Origin of the sequence: Arthrobacter crystallopoietes (genome assembly GCF_002849715.1) — a bacterium.
Lineage (GTDB): Bacteria > Actinomycetota > Actinomycetes > Actinomycetales > Micrococcaceae > Crystallibacter > Crystallibacter crystallopoietes.
On sequence record NZ_CP018863.1, the window covers coordinates 474,955 to 496,139 of the forward strand.

19 protein-coding genes are annotated in these 21,185 nt (G+C 65.5%); 3 read left to right on the forward strand and 16 right to left on the reverse strand.

Annotated elements, in window-relative coordinates:
* Positions 1-24 precede the first annotated feature (24 nt).
* From AC20117_RS02270 to AC20117_RS02285, 4 genes are all read right to left on the reverse strand, one after another.
* A complete protein-coding gene (locus AC20117_RS02270) occupies positions 25-915 on the reverse strand; it encodes an intradiol ring-cleavage dioxygenase (protein WP_074701162.1) in 891 nt (296 codons plus the stop codon).
* Positions 916-979: 64 nt separating this feature from the next.
* A complete protein-coding gene (gene menD, locus AC20117_RS02275; RefSeq protein ID WP_074701161.1) occupies positions 980-2,881 on the reverse strand; it encodes a 2-succinyl-5-enolpyruvyl-6-hydroxy-3-cyclohexene-1-carboxylate synthase in 1,902 nt (633 codons plus the stop codon).
* 61 nt (positions 2,882-2,942) lie between these two features.
* Positions 2,943-5,033, reverse strand: a complete 2,091-nt coding sequence (locus AC20117_RS02280; RefSeq protein ID WP_074703284.1) for a PhoX family protein — start codon at positions 5,031-5,033, stop codon at positions 2,943-2,945.
* Positions 5,034-5,220: 187 nt separating this feature from the next.
* Positions 5,221-6,216 (reverse strand): o-succinylbenzoate synthase, encoded by a 996-nt coding sequence (locus AC20117_RS02285; protein WP_236777528.1) that lies wholly within the window; start codon positions 6,214-6,216, stop codon positions 5,221-5,223.
* 97 nt (positions 6,217-6,313) lie between these two features.
* Here AC20117_RS02285 and AC20117_RS02290 point away from each other — a divergent pair, with 97 nt between their 5' ends.
* Positions 6,314-7,222, forward strand: a complete 909-nt coding sequence (locus AC20117_RS02290; RefSeq protein WP_074701159.1) for a phosphatase PAP2 family protein — start codon at positions 6,314-6,316, stop codon at positions 7,220-7,222.
* Here AC20117_RS02290 and AC20117_RS02295 read toward each other — a convergent pair.
* From AC20117_RS02295 to AC20117_RS23200, 3 genes are all read right to left on the reverse strand, one after another.
* Positions 7,197-8,420, reverse strand: coding sequence for an MFS transporter (locus AC20117_RS02295; protein WP_074701158.1), 1,224 nt, complete (start codon positions 8,418-8,420; stop codon positions 7,197-7,199). The two genes, AC20117_RS02290 and AC20117_RS02295, sit on opposite strands and share 26 nt — an antisense overlap.
* Positions 8,421-8,431: 11 nt before the next feature.
* The gene (locus AC20117_RS02300) at positions 8,432-9,265 is read right to left on the reverse strand and encodes an MBL fold metallo-hydrolase (protein WP_074703283.1); all 834 of its coding nucleotides are present in this window, start codon (positions 9,263-9,265) and stop codon (positions 8,432-8,434) included.
* Between the two features lie 163 nt (positions 9,266-9,428).
* Positions 9,429-9,635, reverse strand: coding sequence for a hypothetical protein (locus tag AC20117_RS23200; protein WP_074703282.1), 207 nt, complete (start codon positions 9,633-9,635; stop codon positions 9,429-9,431).
* A gap of 202 nt (positions 9,636-9,837) precedes the next feature.
* Here AC20117_RS23200 and AC20117_RS23775 point away from each other — a divergent pair, with 202 nt between their 5' ends.
* Positions 9,838-11,523, forward strand: coding sequence for an HNH endonuclease (locus AC20117_RS23775; RefSeq protein WP_074701157.1), 1,686 nt, complete (start codon positions 9,838-9,840; stop codon positions 11,521-11,523).
* Between the two features lie 15 nt (positions 11,524-11,538).
* On the opposite strand, the gene AC20117_RS02315 is transcribed toward AC20117_RS23775, so the two are convergent.
* The 3 genes from AC20117_RS02315 to pdhA are packed head-to-tail and all read right to left on the reverse strand — an operon-like array spanning position 11,539 to position 15,266.
* The gene (locus AC20117_RS02315) at positions 11,539-13,122 is read right to left on the reverse strand and encodes a dihydrolipoamide acetyltransferase family protein (RefSeq protein ID WP_074701156.1); all 1,584 of its coding nucleotides are present in this window, start codon (positions 13,120-13,122) and stop codon (positions 11,539-11,541) included.
* A gap of 2 nt (positions 13,123-13,124) precedes the next feature.
* Positions 13,125-14,117 carry an alpha-ketoacid dehydrogenase subunit beta gene (locus AC20117_RS02320; RefSeq protein WP_074701155.1) on the reverse strand — a complete coding sequence of 331 codons (993 nt, stop codon included), beginning with the start codon at positions 14,115-14,117 and terminating at the stop codon, positions 13,125-13,127.
* A gap of 24 nt (positions 14,118-14,141) precedes the next feature.
* Complete coding sequence (gene pdhA / locus AC20117_RS02325; RefSeq protein ID WP_074703281.1) at positions 14,142-15,266, reverse strand: pyruvate dehydrogenase (acetyl-transferring) E1 component subunit alpha; 1,125 nt, start codon at positions 15,264-15,266, stop codon at positions 14,142-14,144.
* Positions 15,267-15,520: 254 nt separating this feature from the next.
* Between pdhA and AC20117_RS02330 the strand changes: the two genes are divergently transcribed.
* Positions 15,521-15,973, forward strand: coding sequence for an Lrp/AsnC family transcriptional regulator (locus tag AC20117_RS02330; protein ID WP_074701154.1), 453 nt, complete (start codon positions 15,521-15,523; stop codon positions 15,971-15,973).
* A gap of 333 nt (positions 15,974-16,306) precedes the next feature.
* Here AC20117_RS02330 and AC20117_RS02335 read toward each other — a convergent pair whose 3' ends face one another.
* The 6 genes from AC20117_RS02335 to paaA are packed head-to-tail and all read right to left on the reverse strand — an operon-like array spanning position 16,307 to position 21,091.
* Positions 16,307-17,086 (reverse strand): enoyl-CoA hydratase/isomerase family protein, encoded by a 780-nt coding sequence (locus AC20117_RS02335; protein ID WP_074701153.1) that lies wholly within the window; start codon positions 17,084-17,086, stop codon positions 16,307-16,309.
* Positions 17,087-17,139: 53 nt separating this feature from the next.
* A complete protein-coding gene (paaE, locus tag AC20117_RS02340) occupies positions 17,140-18,330 on the reverse strand; it encodes a 1,2-phenylacetyl-CoA epoxidase subunit PaaE (protein WP_083339775.1) in 1,191 nt (396 codons plus the stop codon).
* Positions 18,331-18,870: a 1,2-phenylacetyl-CoA epoxidase subunit PaaD gene (paaD, locus tag AC20117_RS02345; protein ID WP_074701152.1), complete on the reverse strand. Its 540-nt coding sequence runs from the start codon at positions 18,868-18,870 to the stop codon at positions 18,331-18,333. It abuts the gene before it with no gap.
* Between the two features lie 45 nt (positions 18,871-18,915).
* The gene (paaC, locus tag AC20117_RS02350) at positions 18,916-19,743 is read right to left on the reverse strand and encodes a 1,2-phenylacetyl-CoA epoxidase subunit PaaC (RefSeq protein ID WP_074701151.1); all 828 of its coding nucleotides are present in this window, start codon (positions 19,741-19,743) and stop codon (positions 18,916-18,918) included.
* A complete protein-coding gene (paaB, locus tag AC20117_RS02355; RefSeq protein ID WP_074703278.1) occupies positions 19,740-20,072 on the reverse strand; it encodes a 1,2-phenylacetyl-CoA epoxidase subunit PaaB in 333 nt (110 codons plus the stop codon). Before paaB ends, paaC begins: the two co-directional genes overlap by 4 nt.
* 23 nt (positions 20,073-20,095) lie before the next feature.
* Complete coding sequence (gene paaA / locus AC20117_RS02360) at positions 20,096-21,091, reverse strand: 1,2-phenylacetyl-CoA epoxidase subunit PaaA (protein ID WP_074703279.1); 996 nt, start codon at positions 21,089-21,091, stop codon at positions 20,096-20,098.
* Positions 21,092-21,185 lie beyond the last annotated feature (94 nt).

A 21,185-nucleotide genomic window follows, 5' to 3' on the forward strand; every position in this document is an offset into this window, starting at 1 on the left:
CCGGCCTTGACCGGCAGCTCAGATTCAGATGGTGACGTTCAGCGAGGCGGTGTAGCCATCGGCCGCGGAGCCGGACATCGTGGCCAGCTGGTAGATCCCGCCGTCGTCGCCGAAGACGTTGTCCCTGGCCAGCGGCGTATTGGGGAAGTTCCGCCGGCTGACCTCGTACCCGGGAGCGGCGTAGGCGTCTGTACAGGCGGCCTCGGTCAGGGCGATCTGCGAAACCTTCAGGATCCGCCCGGCACTCGTGGCGTTGGACATAGACTCGAAAACTTCGAAGTGGATGTGCGGCCAGCGTCCGTTGTAGGCACCGGGAAAGACGGTCGTAAACGTCACCTGCCCGTTGGCGTCGGCTTCCTGCACACCGCGCAGGAAGTTCTCGCCTTGCAGGCCGGAATCGTAGATCGAGTATCTGCCGTCCCGGTCGCAGTGCCAGACATAGACCGCGGCCCCGGCGAGCGCCTTGCAGCCGTTGGCGTTGTCCAGCAGGGTCAGCGTGAACTTCAGCGGCACGCCCTCCGCCCTCGTTGTCGAACCGTTGAAGCTGGACGTGATATCGCTCCGGACCACGCCTGATGCCTCCAGCACATTCGGGCCGTTGGAGCCGTCGCCGGGGAAGGGACCGGCGGTTTCATCCGGCATCTCCGCCCCGCACTCAGCGATGGCACGGGTCACCGTGGACGACGGCGTAGCGGCGCCGGAAGCGGATGCCGTTGCGGAGGCCGAACCTGCCGCGGGAGGTGACGTGGCCGCCGGCGTTGTTGAGCCGTTGGTGGTGCCTGAGGGAGTGCAGGCGGCCAAGGCCGCCATCGTGCCGGCGCTGAAGAACAAGCCGAGCGTGCGCCGGCGGCTCAGCACGTTCAGGTCGAATTCGAGTCCGCGGTCGTGGTCAGGGTGGGGCATCTGGTTCGTCATGGGTTCCTTTCTAGCCGGGAACCCTACGCTTCGGTTATGACTGGTCCGCGCTCCCCGCCCGATGTCAGCTGGGAGTTACCTGAGGCAGTGTCCGGGGCCGCTCGGGCAGCCGGGCACGCAGCGCTGCTCCCACCGTCTCCGATATTCCGGCATGCAGTTGCCGCAGCGCTGCCCGGTCCGTGCGGACCTCAAGGATGCTCCGGCCTGCCACCGGCTCCCGTAGCGCGTCCCCCAGCCCGGCTTCATCCTCCACCAGCCGGTAGCCCACTCCGTAGGCTGCGGCGATGGCGGAGAGATCCACTTGGTGCGGGGTGCCGAAGAGGCGTTCGACGGCGGCGCTGTAGTCAGCGCGTCCGCCCACCTCGCCGTGTTCGAGCAGCGAGAAGATGCCGCCGCCGGCATCGTTGACGACGACGATCCGCAGGTCCGGTTCCGCTTCGCCGTTGCCGAGGAACAGGCCGGTGGCATCGTGCAGGAAGGTCAGGTCCCCCAGCAGGACGGTGGTCGGCCGGCCCGCACCCAGAGCGATACCCGAGGCCGTCGAAATGGTTCCGTCGATGCCGGCCAAACCGCGGTTGGCGTGGACGAACGCCGCTGGCACCGCCGCCGGAGTGCCCATGAGATCAACATCGCGGATCGGGTTGGAGGAACCGAGCACCAGCCGGCCCTGGGCAGCGGCCCAGACCGCCCGGCCCACATGCAGTCCGGTGAGGCCCGGTGCCTGGTCCAGCAGTTTTCCGATGGCCGGCATGGCTGCGGCAGCGGCGTCCTGCCAGCGCTCCAGCCACCCGGCCGGGCCGGTCCCGGAGAAGGTGGAGAGTTCCGCCGGTTCGCCGATGATCCGTTCCCGGCGCCGACCGGGTTCGAACCAGGCCACGGGTTCGGGCATGAACAGTGCCGTTTGGACGTCCGACATGGCCAGCAGGGCGGCAACCGGCCGGGAGAGCGTCGGCCGGCCGAAGACGACGGCTCGCTCGATGTCCCTACCCAGATGCCCCAGCAGCAGCCGGTACGCCGCGATGGCGTTGGGACCGAACCGCGCATTCGACGACGGCTCGGCCAGCAGCGGCAGCCGGTGCGCTCGGGCGAAAGCCTCCGCCTGGGCGCCGGCACCGTGGCCTGCAATCACTACGGTCCGCCGCTCCTCCGCCGATTCCGCCGTCGGTGCCGCTACGGCGGCGGGCGCGGCCTTGGCGGACTCCGTCCCCAGGACTGCTGGCTCCGGCAGCGCGGCCGGTGGCTGCCGAAGCTCCGGCGCCTCCTGATGCTCCTGCCCTTGCTGTACCCCTGCGGCAGGTGCGCCCGCCCGCGAACCCGGGGCCCCGCCGTCGTTCATTGCCGGCACCAGCGGATCGCGGAACGCCAAGTTGATGTGCACCGGGCCCACGGCGCCCTGATGATGATCCGCGCCATGCTGGCCTTGGTGTCCCTGCGACGGCGTGGCGGTCAAGGTGTGCGTGGCCTGCACCGTCTCCACCGGAGCGACCGGGATGCCCTTGCCCGCCAGCAAACCGGCGTTGATGGCCTCGGCAGGATCCTCGCCCGCGGCCACGTCCACTGCGTAGCGGACGTGGCGGCCGAAAATGCCCGGCTGGCTGGTGGTCTGGTTGGCACCCGTGCCGCGCAGCTCCTCCGGCCGGTCCGCCGTGAGCACCACCAGCTCGACGCCGGCGTGGTTAGCTTCCATGACGGCCGGCAGGAGTTCCCCGACGGCGGTGCCCGACGTCGTCACCACCGGCACCGGGCGCAAGGATCCCAGCGAGAGGCCCAGCGCGGTGAAGGCCGCGGCCCGCTCATCAATCCGCACGTGCAGCCGCAGCTCCCCGCGGGCCTCGGACTCGGCGAGCGCGTAAGCCAGCGGAGCGCTGCGCGAACCCGGCGAAATCACCACATCTCGCACCCCGCCGTCCAGCAGGGCGCTGACAGCGGAGCGGGCGGCATCGAGGGATTTCAGTTCAACGGTCACCTGTCCATCCTAGGCAGACGGCCGCGCCCACCAAGGTGGACGCGGCCGTAGGCACTAGCTGCTAGCGGCCGACGAAGCCGTTCTTGCCCTTGAACATCTGGATCACGGCCGGGCGGGGCAGACCGCCCTTGCCCGACGGCGTGCCGGCCGGCAGGTAATCCGGGAACAGCGAGCGCTGCTTGTCCCAGGAACCGTCCTCGCCCGGATGCTGGACCGCCACGAAGACCAGGCCGTCCTCATCATGGATGACCGGGCCGCAGGTTTCGGCATCGATCGGAACCGCCATGAACTGCTCCACCTTGCCCATCTCGGGGCCTTCCATCGTGACGCGGTACAGGGCGTCATTGCGCTGGATGGTGCCGGGCTGGCCGTCGGTGGAGATCCACAGGTTGCCGGCCGAGTCGAACGCCAGGTTGTCCGGGCAGGAGAGCGGCTGGACCTGGTCGGCCGGGTAGCCGTTGAAGTACACGCTCTCGTCCATCTCGGGGTCACCGGCGACCAGCAGCAGCTTCCACGCAAACTGGGTGGAGGTCTGGTCCCCGGTCTCGGTCATCTCGACGATGTGCCCGTGGCGGTTGTTGGCCCGCGGGTTCGGCTCGTCGGCCTGGGCGGCGGTGCGGTTGATGTTGTTGGTGCAGGCCACGTAGATCTTGCCGTTGACCGGGTTGATCTCCACGTCCTCCGGGCGGTCCATCTTGGTGGCGCCCATCTTGTCCGCGGCAAGCCTGGTGTAGACCAGGACCTGGTCGACCTCCATGTCCGGCACCAGCGACTCGTTGTTGCGGGTCAGCTGGATCCAGTGGCCCACGCCGTCGAACGCACCGTCGCTGGGCAGCACGCCGGAACCGTCAATCTGGTTCGCCGGGGAGTTGCCGGAGAAGCTGGCCACGTACAGGTCGCCCTCCGTCAGCAGCGACATGTTGTGCTTCTTGTCGCCCTCGCGGTACGTGTCCTTGGAAACGAACTTGTAGAGGTAGTCGAAGCGCTCGTCATCGCCCGAGTAGGACACCGCGTGGCCGGACTTGGCGATGGTGACGTTGGCGCCCTCGTGCTTGAAGCGGCCCAGCGCGGTGTGTTTGCGCGGCGTGGACGTCGGATCGAACGGATCCACTTCCACGATCCAGCCGAAACGATTGTCCTCGTTCTTGCCGTCAGGGGTGTCCGTGTCGAAGCGGGGTTCCTCGACGTGCCAGCCGCGTGACGGATTGGTGTTCGTGAGACCGTAGCGGCGCTGTTCATCCGTCGGCGCCGAGACCTTGAAGTACTGGTTGAAGTTCTCTTCGCCGGAGAGGATGGTGCCCCAGGGTGTGGTGCCGCCGGCGCAGTTGTTCTGCGTGCCCAGCACCACGCGTCCGCTCGCATCCGCCTTGGTCTTGAGCAGGTCCGAGCCCGCGGCAGGGCCGGTCAGCTCGTACTCGGTGTCCATCAGGAAGCGGCGGTTCAGCTTCGCCCCGCGGACGTACTTCCACGGCTGGCCCTTGCCCTTGCGCTCCACCTCGACCACGGACAGACCGTGCGCGGCCATGGCGGTCTTGCGGACCTGGCTGATATCCATGTCCGGCGGGAACATGATGTTCTCGTTGGTGTATTCGTGGTTCGAGAACAGCACGCCGCGCTTGCCGTTGCTGCCCTGGATCTCGATGATGTCCAGGTAGTCGCAGTTGTAGCCGAACTGGCCCGCCTGCGACTCCGGCGTCTGGTTCTCCGGGTCGAACTCGGCCGAATCGTGGAACAGCGGATCGCCCCAGCGGATGACCGGCTCCCAGTTGTAGCCCTTGGGCACAACCACGTCATCCACCGTGTTCGCCACGCCGTCGATGCCCGCGAACTTCAGCTTGCTCGCGTTGCCGGAGCCGAAACCCTTCTTGGCCGCGGGCGCCAGGCCGGCCGCGGAGCCGCTGGCCGCTGCCGCTCCCCCGCCGAACATCAGCGCCACCATGCCGGCACCGCTGACGCCGAGCATGTTCCGCCGGGAGAATTCGGCAGAGACGATGTCGCGGAAGTAGTTGTTGTCCGAGGTATTGCACACGCCCTTGGCGCAGGCATTGTCGCACTTGAGCGCACAGGTCATGGCGCTGCGCTTGCCGGAGGTATGTCCCAGCATCGGCAGCAGGCGTTTTTTCAGATCAGACACTTCAGAGGCCTTCCACATCGAACGGTTGCGAACGGCTTTCACCATTTCAGCGCAATCCGACCAACAGGCCGAGGCTAAGTAAACGCAAAACAAACAAACAACGACGGCGGGGCGAACCCTCCGCGGTCGAGCCCGGCCTTCGCCGTCCGGCCCTTTCCTGGCACATCAACCGTCATCTCCCGTCCGGCCACCCCACTCGATCCCGCTACCTCGCGGCTGCCACCTCGGCCAGGGTCCTATAGGTGCGTTCGAGCCGATCGGTCCACCACTGCTGCCGCTCGGCCGGTGCCGCGTACCGTTCCAGCAGATCCTCGTCCACGTCCACCTGGCGCACTGGCAATTCGCCGCCGGCCGGCACCAGGGGCCGGTCCGTCACGTCGCCGTCCATCAGCGAGACCGTGGCCAGGCCGCAGGCGTAGGGCAGTTCGGGCAGCGCCGCGGCCAGCGCGACGCCGGCGCTGATCCCCACGGAGGAGTCCAAGGCGGAACTGACGACGGCGGGCAGGCCGGCCTGCGCGACGATATCCAGCGCCCGGCGCACCCCGCCCAGCGGTTGTGCCTTGACCACGATCAGGTCCGCCGCCTCTTCCCGGGCCACCAGGAGCGGGTCGCTTTCCTTACGCACACTCTCGTCCGCAGCAATCAGGGTGCCAATGCCGCGCCGCCGGAGCTCAAGGCGCACCTGCCGCAGGCCATCGATGTCCGGGGCGGGCTGCTCGGCATATTCGAGCCCATACTCGGCCAGAAGGGTCAAGGCTTCGACGGCGGTGGGAACGTCCCAGCCACCGTTGGCATCCACCCGCAGGGCCGAACCCGGTGCGGCCGCCGATACCGCCGCCACCCGGGCAACATCATCCTCGAGGCTCTGGCCCCGCTCGGCGACCTTGATCTTGACCGTCTTCGGTCCGTCATAGCGCGCCAGCACCGCCGGTACGTCCTCCGGGGCAACCGCGGGAACGGTGGCATTAACGGGCACGCTGGTGCGAACCGGTTCGGGGAAACCCTGCCAGCCCGCTTCCAAAGCCGCACGCAGCCACGAAGCGGCCTCGCCGTCGTCGTACTCGGTAAAAGGAGAGAATTCAGCCCAGCCCGCAGGGCCGTTGAAGAGCATCACCTCGCGCCGAAGCACCCCGCGGAATTTCACTTTCATGGGCAGCGACACCACCCGCGCCGTGGCCAGCAGCTCGTCCAGGGTCGGCATCCTAAAGGGCTCAGTCGTCACCATTCCACTCTACGCCGGGGGCACGAGGGCGCGGCCTTCGGCATCCGTCCAGCAAATTATGCGACCCTTGAAGGCGATGACTAACCAGCAGAAGCGCATGGCCCGGCCCGCCGCCGGCCGACGGGCGGGCAGAAGTCCCATCCTGTTCTGGCTCGGCGCCGTCCTCTGCGTAGCCGCGTTTGCCTTCACGTACTACGCCTTTGTCCGCACCACCTTGGGCCAGTTCGCGGACGAATCCGCCTGGGCCGAAGCCGAAGTAGGCTGGCAGTTGGGCCGCGGGGTCTTCCTCGACTTCCTGGACCTGCTGCCGGATATCTCGGTGGCGCTCGCCGCCGTCGTCCTCCTGGTGGTGGCGCTCGCCCGGCGCCGCTGGCGGGCGGCCGGGATCGCCGTGGGCGTGGTTGCTGCCTCGGCCGCCAGCACCTGGATCCTGAAGAACCTCATCCTGGACCGGCCCGATCGCGGTGTGCCCACGCTGGAACACAACTCCCTGCCCTCTGGCCACACCACTATTGCGGCGGCCGCGGCGATGGCCATTTTCCTGGTGGTATCGCCCCGCTGGCGCCCCTTCGCCGCCGCAGCAGGCGGCGCCTATGCAGTGCTCGCGGGTGCGGCCACGCTGATCAATGGCTGGCACCGTCCGGCCGACGTGGTCGCGGCGTTCCTGGTGGCGGGGTTCTGGGCCCTGGTCGCCGGCCCGCTGGTGCTGCGTTCGGGCGACGGCTGGAACTTCTTCCACGGCTACGGCAGCCACTGGTCGTCCTCGCCCGTATGGCCGCGGCTGTGCTGGCTGCTGGCGTTCCTGGGGCTGGGCCTGGCCGCGGCGCTCTACTGGTTTATCCAGCAAATTGGCGCCGCACCAACGCCAGGCGACGGGCGGCTGCCGCTGTTCTTCTGGGCCGGGATGGGCTTAATCGTCGGCGCCGGCATGTTGCTCAGCGCCCTGCTGATTTGGCTCTTCAGCTTCCAGTCCCGCCGGAAATAACCGGCTCCGGCTCAAGCGGCCCGGTGCGCGGGATCCAGTAGGCCATGGCCGCCGCGCCCAACAGCCCCAGCCCGGCGGTCACCCAGATCCCGGCGGACAGGGACACCGTGGCCGTCACGAGGCTGAGCAGCGCGGGCCCGCCCATGATGCCGGTGTCACTGAGCAGGCGCCAGAAGCCGAGGAACTGCGCCCGGCCCACCGGCGGAGCATAGTCCGCGCCGAGGGTCATGACAATCCCCGAGCCCAGTCCGTTGCCGAGCCCGATCAGCAGCGCCGCGAGCAGGAAGCCCAGCATGGTGGTGGTGAACGGGATCAGGAACAGCGCTCCACTCATGATAATCAGGAACGGAATGGCCACGGCCAGCCGGCCCTTGAGGTCCATCAACTTTCCGGCCGGGTAGAACACCAGCATGTCCACCGCGCCGGAGAGGCCGAAAATCACCGACGTCGTCGCCGCATCCAGCCCGATGCTGTCGCCCCACAGCGGGATCACCACATTGCGCGACGCGCGGACGGCCCCGATCAGCAGGATGCCGATCCCGATGGTCAGGTAAATGCGGCGGTGGCTGCGGGCAATCGAACGCATGCTGGGCCGCGCAGGTCCTTCGCCGTCGCGGTCAGTGCGGGCCACCTCCAGTTCGGGGACCGTCAGCGAAATTCCCGCAGCCACGAGGAAAGCACCCGCACCCAGCCAGTAGGCGCCTGCGGTTCCGGCCAATCCAATAATGACGGCGCCGGCGAACGGACCGATGAACATCCCGATCCGGTGCACGCCGCCGAGAGTGGACAGCGCACGGGCGCGGAAGTGTATCGGCACGGCCTCGCTCAGGTACGACTGCCGGGCCAGCAGGAATACGGACCCTCCCATGCCGATCAGGAAGACGGCCAGCGCGAAGACCGTGATGTTTGGGGCCACCACCGCCAGGAACATGGCGGCCGCGCACCACAACGACGCCGCGACCAGCGCCCGCTTCTCACCGAAACGTGCAGTGAGCATCGAGGCCGGGATGTTGGTCACCAGGGATCCGACGCCGAGCAGCGTAACCATCAGCGCGGCAAGAGCCACGGTGGCCCCGAGGTCCCTGGCGCTCAGGGCCACTATCGGCAGAATGGCGCCCTGGCCTACTCCGTAGAGAAGGGACGGGCCATACGCCGGCACAGCAATCCGGCGGAGGCTGAAACTCTCTTCGGGCCTCAGCTCAGCACCCCTTAACGAGGTGCTTGCTTCAGGCGCGTGAGCAGCGCCCGTGACTGGAGCGGGCCGTACGGCAGGATCGGTATCGCCTTCGTGGTGTCCGCGGGCGTGTCCCTGCTGGCCTGCTCACCCATTCGGACAGCCAGCGACATGGTCTCCCACATGCTCCTGACGAAAGCATCGCTGACCGTCTGGCCATGGCCAGGCACCAGCACATCGTATTCGTGGCGCAGACCGGAGATCTTGCGAAGCGTTTCCACCCAGTCGCGCGGGTAGGAATCCTCGAACGCCGGATTCGCCCCCTGCTCCACGAGATCGCCGGCGAAGAGGGTTGACGGCGTACCCACCAGCAAATCGCCGTCGGTATGGCCCCGGCCCAGGTAGAACAGTTTCACCGGCATGTCGCCGAGGTTCACCGTGACTTCCGTATCCACCGGCTTGGTCGGGACACGGATGCGTGTGTGCTCGCCGGTCCCCTCGGCCATCTCGGGTTCCGTCTCCGCTACCTGCTCACGCTGGAGCGAGGCAGTCTCAGCCATATCGTGCGCGCAGTTGCGGTGCGCATAAAAGTCATGGACGCCGTTGTCCGCGAAGAAGGCGTTGCCGAAGATATGGTCGAAATGCGAATGGGTGTTGACTACCACCAGCGGCAGTTTCGTTAAGGACCGGACCGCCTTGTAGATCTGTCGTGCCTGCCGCGGGCCCGCCCCGGTGTCGATCACCATGGCTTTTTGCTTCCCGATCACCAAGCCGCTGTTGAGCGAGTAGCTCCGCGTTCGGATGACATAGTTTCCGGGTGCCACCTGAACGTGCTCGGCCTTGTCCTCGGTTTGCACGGTCTCGCTCATGCCGGCCATTTCCTCCTGGATCTGTTCCCGGACGCAGCGTCATTGCGCGCCCAACCCCAACCGTATCGCGGTGAGCGGGAAGGAAACAGTCACAGACCGGATAGCGCGTAACCGAACAGCCTCGCTCCGGTGGGGTGGGAACGGAAACCGATTTACTGGTCCATCAGTCCCACATATACCCTTCATGGATCTCGCCAAAGGGGACACGAGGGTCGACCAGCGCCTGGACATGGTGTGACCCCGCGCCACGGATCAGAATCCCATGGTCGCCTTCCGCCACAGACTCCAGAAATACCGGACGAATGGCGTCTGCCTCCGCGGCACTCAGTCCGGCCAAATACAGTTCGTAGGCCTCAGGAAGAGCTTTCATGTCACAAGGGTAGCCCGGGCAATGTCGGCGGTACAGGGATTTGCACGGCCGGGGTTCGGGCCGCCACTGGGTGGTGCCGCGCGAGGCTTCACAGGCGGTCAACAGCTTCGGCCTTTCCCTCCTACCTAGCGCCACCTTCTGGTTATCCACCGCCACAGGAAACCCTTGTACCCTCCATCACCCTCACACTAGAATCGAAACTATGTTCGAGTCAATCGTTCCAGCTGAGATGGATCCGGTGAAGCCGGTTCCCGGTGATCCGGGTGCTGCCCTGGTCCGCTCAATGATCCTGGAGCTGGCGGACATGGACCAGGAGGTTTCCGAGGGGGTGCGGATTGACCGGATCGCCGCGCTGGAGGAGCTCAAGGCCGCCTCGGCTGCGGGGCAGGCCCGCGAGACCGAGGCGTTTGTGGCTTCCCGTAGGGAGGCCCGGGGGGCGGCCGGGGTCCCGGTGGAGCGGCGGGGCCGCGGCCTGGCGAAGGAGATCGGGCTGGCCAGGAAGGATTCGCCGAACCGGGGCGGTAAGCACCTGGGGATGGCGACCACGCTGATCAGGGAAATGCCCCACAGCTATAGGGCGTTGGCGGAGGGCCGGCTGAACGAGTGGCGGGCGACCATCCTGGTCCGCGAAACCGCGTGCCTGAGCGTGGAAGACCGCGCCCGCATCGACCGGGAGTTGTGTGCTGATCCGAAGACGCTGCAAGGGTGCGGGGATAAACAGATCGGGGCGATGGCGAAGCAGGCCGCGCTGCGGCTGGACCCGTTGTCGGTGGTCCGCCGGTCCGCGAAAGCCGAAAACGAACGCCACGTCTCCTGCCGTCCGGCGCCGGACACCATGGCCCAGGTGAGCTGCCTGGTGCCGGTGACACAGGGCGTGGCCGTCCTCGCGGCCCTGACCAAGGAAGCCGACCGGATGAAGGCGCAGGGCGACGAACGCTCCCGGGGACAGCTGATGGCCGACATCTTCGTCGAACGCGTCACCGGCCAACCGGCCGAGAACCCGGCAAAGATCGAGGTGCAGCTGGTCATGACCGACCGCACCCTGTTCCAGGGTGACTCCGAGCCGGCGCACCTGGCCGGGTACGGCATCGTCCCCGCCCAATGGGCCCGTAACCTGATCCGCACCGAAGACACAGGCACCGACACCGAGAACGGGAACGATGGCAAAGACGCCTCCATCGCCAGCAAGCCGGAAAAGGGTGCAGTTAGGCAAGGCGAAGCCGGTGCTGGCACAGCCAATCCTGGCACTGGGGGCGGCGCTACGGCATCCGGTCCGCCAGGAACTGGCGAACCGGAACCGGTCATCGATGCTGCTGCCGGGAACGGAGATACCGGCGACAGCGACGCCGGCATTACAGGAGAAGCCGGCACGGCGACCGGGCCTCCCGGTCCGAAGCGAAGAGCCCCCGGCGATGCGGGTGATGCGACGGAGGTGGAAGTGTGGGTCCGCCGGCTCTACACCGCGCCGGGCACCGGGCAGCTGCTCGGCATGGATTCGCGGGCAAGGTTGATGCCGGCCGGCATGCAGCGGATGATCCAGGCCAGGGACCAGCTCTGCCGCACCCCCTGGTGCGACGCGCCGATCCGCCACCACGACCACGTCGTGCCCTGGCGCAACAACGGGGAGACCAGCGAGATCAATGGTCAAGGCCTATGTGAGGCCTGTAATCTCGCGAAGGAATCAGGGGGCTGGCACGCCCAAACCGTCCCCGGACCGCGGCACACGGTGGAAACCACCACCCCGACCGGGCACACCTACCTATCCACCGCACCGGCACTGCCCGGCACACCACCGGCAACCGCGCAACCGGACGACATGCCAGAGCCGGTGTCAATCTTCGAACAGGCCCTCGGCCGCATCGACTTCCTCTACTACCGTGCAGCCTGACAAAGAACAGCAAAGTCAGAGGTCGGCGAGAACCGATCCCGGGCTTTCAATGGCATCCGCTATGTACCGGAGGAAGCCGCCGGCTGTTCCGCCGTCGCAAACTCGGTGGTCGAAGGCCAGAGTCAGCTCGGTGACTTTACGCACCGCCAGCTGTCCATCGACGACCCACGGCTTATCGATGATCCGGCCAACCCCAAGGATCGCCACTTCTGGGTAATTGATGATGGCTGCGCTGCCGTCCACTCCAAAGACCCCGTAGTTGTTCAGCGTAAAGGTTCCGCTGGTCAGTTCTGTCGGAGTGGCTTTGCCTTCGCGGGCAACCGCAGCCAGCCGGCGTATCTCGGCATCGAGTTCACGGGCGCTGAGCTTATCGGCTCTACGGATGCTGGGAACCATCAGCCCACGATCCGTTTGTGCTGCAAAGCCGAGGTTCACGCCGTCAAAGCCCACAATCTCATCGTTTTCCACACGAGTATTGAGTTCAGGGAACTTGGCCAAACCTGCAGTTACGAAACGGGCAATGAAAGCCAGGAGACCCGGAGTATTGTCGGGATCCTGCTTCTTCAACGCGGCCCGCATCTCAAGCAGAGCGGTGGCATCCACGTCTACCCATACTGTGGCTTCCGGAATCTCCCGCCGGCTCTGCGACATAGCCGCAGCTACCGTCTTCCGCACACCCTTCATGGGCGTGCGGGTAGCGATCCCAAGGCCAGTGCGCGCATCACCAGCACCGCTGCCGGCAGCCGTAGTGATGGAAGCGGCGTCGGCCGCTCCCGCGGCTGCAGGGCTTTCGCTTAGGCCCGCGAGCGCAGCTTCAACGTCCCGGCGCAGGATCAGTCCACCGGGGCCCGAACCGTGCATCCCGGAAATACTGAGTCCACCGTCCCGGGCCATTTTTCGCACCAGCGGTGAAATCACTTGCGGAGCCAGACCAATAGGAGCCGATCCATTGGACGACCCGGGAGCCGCCGGAGCCTGTGGTTCGCCGGCTTCGGCAGCTCGCACAGCCTGGGCTACGGCGGCCCGCGGTGCACGATCAGGCGCTGCAGCAACTGCGGGCGCTGCAGCGGGGACGGCCCTCGGCTCAGCCACAGGAGCGGCTGTCCCGGCCCGCCCGCCTGCACTCCCCTTTGGCCGACGGGTACGCTTGGCGCCGCCATGGCCGCCCGGTGTTCCGTAGCCGATGAGGACATTTCCGGATCCGCCTTCTTCGGCGGGCTCAGCAGGCTCAGCCGGGGCTTGGACGCCGGCCCGTTCCTCGTTCCGGTACGCTTCGGCGTCGGGATGCGCTTCGGCAGCGCGTGCCCCGCCGGCAGCTGAAATGGAAGCCCCGGAGGGCCCGGCAGAACCAGCGGCTCCTGCGGCGTCGACGGAAATCAACGGTTTTCCGACATCAATGGTGTCCCCGGCCGCGCCGTGTAATTCGGCAACGGTGCCGGCAAACGGACTGGGTACTTCCACCATGGACTTCGCGGTTTCGACTTCGGCGATCGGCTGGTCGACCTTGATTTCATCGCCGACATTGACCAGCCAGTTGACCAGCTCGGCATCGGTCAGTCCCTCGCCCAGGTCCGGGAGGTTGAATACCTGACGTGACATGATTATGCGTCCTCCCACTGAAGATCATCCACGGCGTCAAGGATGCGGTCCACGCTGGGCAAGTAGAACTGCTCCAGCTTCGGCGCCGGGTAAGGAATGTCAAAACCGGTGACGCGCAGGACCGGCGCTGCCAGCGAGTGGAAACAGCGTTCCTGCACCCGGGCCACGATTTCCGAGGCCACCGAGGCAAAGCCAGGGGCCTCGGCAATAACGACGGCGCGGCCCGTCTTACGCACGGACGCCGCCACTGTTTCATCGTCGAAAGGAACGATGGAACGCACGTCGATGACCTCCAGCGACCGGCCTTCTTCGGCAGCGGCGGCTGCGGCGTTCAAGGCGGTCGACACTGAGGGTCCGTAGGCAATCAGCGTGGCATCGCTGCCCTCGCGCGCAACGACAGCACGTCCGAAGGACCCGACGGATTCGCGCAGGGACTCCAGCTCCAGGTCTTCCTTGGACCAGTACAGCTTCTTCGGCTCCAGGAATACCACCGGGTCCGGGTGGCGGATGGCGTCGCGGAGCATCGTGTAGGCGTCCTGCACGGTCGCCGGCGCCACCACTGTCAGCCCGGGCGTGTGTGCATAGTAGGACTCGGAGGAGTCACAATGGTGCTCCACACCGCCAATGCCACCCGCGTACGGAATGCGGATAACCATGGGCAGCTTGACCTTGCCCTTGGTCCGGTTCGGCATCTTGGCAACGTGCGAAACGACCTGCTCGAAGGCCGGGTAAGCGAAGGCATCGAACTGCATCTCCACCACCGGACGCAGCCCGTTCATCGCCATGCCGATTGCCATACCCATAATGCCGGACTCGGCCAGCGGCGTGTCGAAGCAGCGCTCCTCGCCGAAACGGGCCGTCAGGCCGTCGGTAATCCGGAAGACGCCGCCGAGAGGGCCGACATCTTCACCAAATACGACGACGGTCGAATCCGATTCCATCTCATCGGCCAGTGCCGTGTTAAGCGCCTTGGCAAACGTCAGTGTTGTGCTCATGGTGGGTTCCTCTGGTGGTAGCAGCTAGGCCGATTCGCGTGACAGCTCGTCGCGCAGCTTGGCCGCTTGTTCGCGCAGCTGGCTGGTCTTTTCGGTGAATACGTAGCGGAACAGGTCCTCCGGATCCACCTCGGACTCGGCGTTCAGCCCGTCCCGCATTGCAGCTGCCACAGTCTCCGCCTTCTCGGCAATGTTCTTTTCCACTTCTTCGTCCAGCAGGTTGAGGTCAGTCAGATAGGTGCGCATACGCTGGATCGGATCCTTCGGCACCCACTGCTGGACCTCGTCGTCCTTGCGGTAGCGGGTGGCATCGTCCGCGTTGGTGTGGGACTGCATGCGGTAGGTGTGTGCTTCCACCAGTGCCGGCCCGCCGCCGTCCCGCGCCCGTTCGACGGCCTTGCCCAGGACGGATAGCAGCGCCGCGAGGTCATTGCCGTCGACCCGCTCCCCCGGCATGCCATAGCCAATGGCCTTATGGGCTAACGACGGCGCTACGGTCTGGTGGTGCAACGGCACAGAGATGGCGTACTGGTTGTTCTGAACGAAAAACACCACCGGCACGTGGAAGACGGCTGCAAAGTTCAGCGCCTCGTGGAAGTCGCCTTCGCTGGTTGCACCGTCGCCGCACATGGCGACTACAACGGTGTTCTCACCCTTGAGCTTGGCCGCGTGGGCCACCCCGACGGCGTGCAGCAGCTGGGTGGCCAGCGGCGTGGCCTGGATGGAAACGTTATGTTCGTACGGGTCGTACCCGCTGTGCCAGTCGCCTCGCAGCAGGGTGAGCGCCTGGATGGGATCCACGCCCCGGGCCAGCACTGCGACAGTGTCGCGGTAGGTAGGGAAGAGCCAGTCCTGCTTGTCGATGCAGACGGCTGCCGCAACCTGGCAGGCTTCCTGCCCATGCGAGGACGGATAGACGGCCATGCGGCCCTGACGCACCAGCGCATTGGCCTGGTCATTGACACGGCGGCCGACGACGAGTTCACGGTAGGCAGCCAGCAGGGCTTCGCCGTCCGGCAGGGGGTATTTGTCATTGTGGACGTGGCGGCCGTCCGGATCCACCAGCTGGACCGGCTGCCCGGACGGCAGCATGTAGGACTCGGCCGTTGCCTCGTGATCCAGGTCTGAGCGGCGGGAGGGGTCCTGCATCGATCCCTCGAGCGGGTTTCCGGTTGAGATAGTCATCGTTTGCTCCCTCGAATCCTTCGCATACTGTTGGCCGCCAGGCGGATAATCGTTCACCGCAGCTGTGCCGGAGAGTAGAAACTGTGTGGCTTTAGTATGCGTTCGGATGACTATTCGTATCCACTTCCAGTAGAAATCATGGAATTTTCACTTCGGACGCCGTATTCTTATGGACGAATTGCAATTGTGAGCTGCCTAACTAAACGAGGTGTAGACGAATGACAGATGGCGATTCGCCGAAGCTGGACGACATTGATCGCAAGATCCTGTCGGAGCTAACCCGGGACGGCCGGTTGTCGGTAACTTCCGTAGCCGAGAATGTGCACATTTCCCGCGCACACGCGTATTCGCGTATCGCTCGTCTGACCGAAGCCGGAGTCTTGACGAAGTTCACGGCGCTGGTGGATCCGATCAAGGCCGGTTTGAAGTCTTCGGCCTATGTGACCCTGAAGTTGCGTCAACATTCCTGGCGAGAACTGCGGGAAGCACTACGAGCCATACCCGAGGTCCATCACATCGCGCTTGTCGGCGGCAACTTTGACGTGATCCTGCTGGTGCGCGCCATCGACAACGTGGATCTGCGCCGGGTGATTTTTGACCAGATCCAGTCAATGCCGGGGATTCTGGACACGCAAACGTTCCTCGTGTTCGAGGACCTCGACACTCGATAAAGGCCGGGCCCGTCAAGGTTCCGTGAATTATTAATCGGATCCCCCTGAAAGCCGGTTAATAAACCTGCCTTAAACGGCAGTGCCGCCGGGTTTTTCCCGGCGGCGTTCCGCTAACCATGGTCAGGGCTGGTGCGCTCCGACTGCAACAGCCTCGCGTTGCGGAACTGCCCTCCCCCATGTGGCCGCAGAAGCGGACCAGCCCTGCCATGCCTTGTGGGTTTCCCCAGCTCGCATCGTTTCATCGGGTTAGAAAATCAGTTTGATAAATTCTCTGCCCGGACGCATGACATGTCAAGGGTACGGAGGGACTGGCAGTCGATCTGCCACGTGTTTCTAGCCCTTGAAGACCGGCTTGCGCTTTTCCTGGAACGCTTTGAAACCCTCGGTGTAGTCTTCGCTCTTGCACAGCTCGCCCTGAGCGGTGTTTTCTTCTTCGACGGCGGACCACAGTCCCAGCCGTTGGTCCCGGATGTTCGCCACCAGTTCCTTCGACGCGCGGAAAGCACCCGTTGCACCCTGGGCGACCCTGGCTACCGTGGCGCGCGTGCTGTCCAGCAGTTCATCCGCCGGCATGGTCCGGCTGAACAGGCCGGCCCGGACAGCTTCTTCGCCGCTCATCAGGTCCGCCGTGTAGATCAGATCCAGTGTGCGGTGGGCGCCGAGCCGCTCGGTGAACAACCAGTGGCCGCCGGAATCAAGGGTGGCACCAAGGTTGGCGAAGGGCGAGCCGATCTTCGCGTTGTCGGCAACGTAGACCACGTCGGTGGCGATGAGCAATCCCAGGCCGACGCCGAGGCAGGCACCCTGTGCCGCTGCGAACGTGGGTGCCGGGAAGGCAGCCATCTTCTTCAGCAGCGGCGTCACAAGATTGCCGAGGTAGCCGTAAGCGTCATCGGTTTCGGGCACGACGCCGGAGATGTCGCGTCCGGCGCAGAAGCCCCGGCCTTCACCGCGGAGCAGCAACGCACGGACGGAACCGTCAGCGGCGGCCGCGGCAGCGTCGTCGTACGCCTTTTCCAGTTCAGCCAAAGCGTCTTCGTTGAGCGCGTTCATCTTCTGCGGCGCGTTCAGCACCACTTCGGCGACGTTGTTTTCGATCGACAGCTCGATCATGCCCACGGTTTTCTCCTTCGGTGCAGGTGCAGTGCAGGTAAATTCAGCGGCGTCTACGCGTCGTAGTTGACGGTGATTTCATCGCCGGTGGGCCGGGTCTGGCAGGTCAGCACGTAGCCGCGCTCGATCTCTTCCGGCTCCAGCGCGTAGTTCTCCTCCATCTCGAACGTCCCGGAGACAACCTTGGCGCGGCAGGTGCCGCAGACGCCGCCGGCGCAGGCGAACGGAACGTCGGGACGGACACGCAGGGCCGCGTTGAGCACGGTTTCGCGGGCATGCTTGGGGCTGGCCACCTGGGCGGAGAGCCCGTCGAGCTGGAAGTTGATTTCGAAGTTGTCCGCGTTCGGGTCCACCTCGACCGGGCGACCGATGTTGCCCTGCGGCTTGTTCGGCTCGCCGGTGGTGAAGAGCTCGAACCGGATTTTCTCCGCTGGCACGCCGCGCTCGGCCAGGGTGTCCCGGCAGAGCTGGACCAGTTCGAACGGACCGCAGAGGAACCACTCGTCGACGTCGTCGGTGCGCAGCACGTCGTCGAAGAGGCTGGTGAGTTTTTCGGCGTCGATCCGCCCGGAGAGCAGCGGCGAGATGCGCTGTTCGCGGGAGAGCACGTGGTGCAGGGCAAAGCGGGCCGGGTACTTATCCTTCAGGTCCGCCAGCTCCTCCACGAACATGACGTCCATGGCGGCTTTGTTCGCGTAGACCAGGTCAAACCGGACGTTGGGGTTCGCGGCCAAAACGGTGCGGGCGATGGAGATTACCGGCGTGATACCGGAGCCGGCGGCGAACGCCACAAAAACGTCTTCGGCGTCCGTGTCGATGGATTCCGGGTGGTTGATCTCCGTCATCTGGTGCTTGGAGATGAACGCGCCGGTGGGGCTCATGACGTCCAGGACGTCGCCGACCTTGAGGTTCTCGTTGGCCCAGTTGGAGAACAAGCCGCCGATGTCGCGCTTGATTGCCACGCGGATCTCGCCCGGGCGTGGCTCGGCGCAGATGGAGTAGCTGCGGCGGACTTCCTGGCCCTCCATCGTGGTGCGCAGCGCTACGTACTGGCCCGGGACATAGTCGTACTGGCCCTGCAGTTCCTCGGGCACGGCGAACATGACCTCGATGGCCTCGTCGGTGAGGCGGCGGACCTCGGCAACGCTCAGCGGGTGGAAGGACCCCCGCTTCTTGGCCGGCGCGTCGGTGGCGGTACCGCCGGAAGCGTCGGAAGCTGAGGCCGGCGATGTGGAAGTAGTCATTTAGAGCACCTTGAAGTAATCGAAAGGTTCTTTGCACTCATTGCACTGATAGAGCGCCTTGCAGGAGGTGGAGCCAAACCGGGTCAGTTCACGGGTGTTGAGCGAGTTGCACTGCGGGCATTTCACGCTGAGGCCCAGGCTGATCGGACCGGTACGGAGGGCAGCCATGCCGGTGGGCGGCGCGATGCCGTACTCCTCCAGCTTGGCCTTGCCCGAATCCGTCATCCAGTCCGTAGTCCAGGCCGGCGCCAAGACGAGCCTGACCCGCACGTCACCGTAACCTTGTTCGCCCAAGGCGGCAACGACGTCGTCCTTGATGGCGTCCATGGCGGGGCAGCCGGAATAGGTGGGCGTGATGGTCACGTCCAATGCCGGGTTGCCGTTGCCGTCGAATTCCCCGGGCACGACGTCGACACTGCGTAGGATTCCCAGCTCGGCGATATTGATGACGGGAATCTCAGGGTCGCAGACCGTCGCCGCGATGTCCCAGGCCCGGGCTGCTTCAGCCTCGGCCGGGCGCACTGCTGTGTTGGTAGACATAACCTGCTCCGTTATCTTTGTTGGCTCGTCTTGGCTGTTGCCGGTTTACCAGGTGGCGCCGGGGTGCTCGCGCGCGATGACCTGCATCTCCGCGAGGATGTAGCCCAGGTGTTCGCTGTGCTTGCCGGTACGGCCGCCGGTCATGGCCGGCTGCACGTCGGGGAGCTCCAGCCCTGCTTCGTCCAGCACCTGCGCCATGAGCGCGTCGAAGGGTTCGCGCATTTCGGATGGACGCGCGGCAACGCCGCCGAGGCGTTCGATGAGTTCGTCATCTTGGAACAGCTCGGCCACGTAGGGCCAGACCGAGTCGAGGCCGGCCTGGATGCGGAGCTTGGACTCCTCCGTGCCGTCGCCGAGGCGGATGGTCCACTGGATCGCATGGTCCCGGTGGTAATCCACTTCCTTGAGCGCCTTGGCCGAGATAGCGGCGATCGTCTCGTCCGCGGAATCGATCAGCCGTGAGTACAGCTCATGCTGGAAGATGGAGAACACCAGCTGGCGGGCGATGGTCTTGCCGAAGTCGCCGTTGGGCTGCTCGACCAGGAAGCAGGAGCGGAATTCTGCCTCGCCGCGCCAGTACGCCAGGTCATCCTCGGTCTTGCCCCAGGCGGAGCCGGCGTAGGTGAGGAACGAGCGAGCGTGCCCCAGCATGTCCAGGGCGATGTTGCCCAGGGCCACGTCCTCTTCGAGCTCGGGCGCGCGGGAGATCCACCAGCCGAGCCGCTGGGCCAGGATCAGGGCGTCATCTCCGAGCCGCAGGGCGTATTCGCCGACGTCTTCGCCGACCTTAATACCACCGGCAACCCGCTCGGCCACGTCCTCAGGACGCAGGGCGTTGCCCGGCGTGATGCGTGTTGCGCTTTCGCCGCTCACAGGTGCTTCACCCCTTCACTCTTCTTGTAGTACGTGGCGTGGCGGTAGTCCTTGCCCTTGGGCGATTCGAAGAACTCACCCTTGGCATCCGGATCGCTGGCAATGATCGACGACGCCGGCACTACCCACAGCGATACGCCTTCGTTGCGCCGTGTGTACAGATCCCGCGCGTTGCGCACGGCCATCTCGGCGTCCGGTGCGTGCAGCGACCCTGCGTGCACGTGCGAAAGTCCGCGGGATGACCTGACGAAAACCTCCCAGAGCGGCCAGGGGGCCTTCTCCGGCGAATGGCCGATTTCCGTGGCGGGCGTCTTATCCGACGTCCCCATTGCGGTCTGGTCTGATGTTGCCATTAGGCTACCTGTGCTTTCTGTGCCTTCTTAGCTGCGTAGGCAGCTGCTGCTTCGCGTACCCATGCGCCGTTCTCGTGCGCCTCGCGGCGGCGTTCCATCCGCTGGGCATTGCAGGGGCCGCGGCCCTTGAGGACCTCGTAGAACTCGTTCCAATCGAGCTCGCCGTACTCCCATTTGCCGGTTTCTTCGTTGAAGCGGATCTCATCATCGGGCAGGGTCAGTCCGAGGACCTTTACCTGCTCCTGGATCATGCCGACAAAGCGCTGGCGCAGCTCGTCATTGGAGAAGCGCTTGATGTTCCAGCGCATGGACTGCTGCGAGTTCGGGGATTCGTCGTCGTTCGGACCGAACATCATAAGCGCCGGAGCGTAGAAGCGGTTGACCGCGTCCTGGGCCATCTGCTTCTGCGCAGGCGTGCCGTTGGAGAGCTCGAGGAGGATCTCGAAGCCCTGCCGCTGGTGGAAGGACTCTTCCTTGCAGACCCGAACCATCGCCCGGCCGTAGGGACCGTAGGAAGCGCGGCACAGCGGCACCTGGTTGACGATAGCGGCACCGTCCACCAGCCAGCCGATGGCACCCATGTCCGCCCAGGTGAGCGCCGGGTAGTTGAAGATGGACGAGTACTTCGCCTTGCCGCTGAGCAGCTGGTCGAAGAGCTCCTCGCGCGGCGTGCCCAGGGTCTCCGCCGCAGAGTACAGGTAGAGGCCGTGCCCGGCTTCGTCCTGCACCTTGGCCATCAGGATGGCCTTGCGCTTCAGCGACGGGGCGCGCGTGATGAAGTTCGCCTCCGGCTGCATGCCGATGATTTCGGAGTGGGCGTGCTGGGAAATCTGCCGGGTCAGGGTCTTCCGGTACCCGGCCGGCATCCAGTCCGCCGGCTCGATCCGTGAATCCTCGGCGATGATCTTGTCAAAGTAGGCCTGGCCGGCCTCGTCCTCAGCGGACGGAACAGGCTGCAACTGTGCGTCCCGGGGGGATTGCGTCTGCGTTGCCATGATGGTCACCTCACTATGGGGGAATTTCCGGCGCGAAATATTTACCGACCGTTCGTTCAGAATATAGTCACGGCGGCGAGCCAGTCAAGCGTCA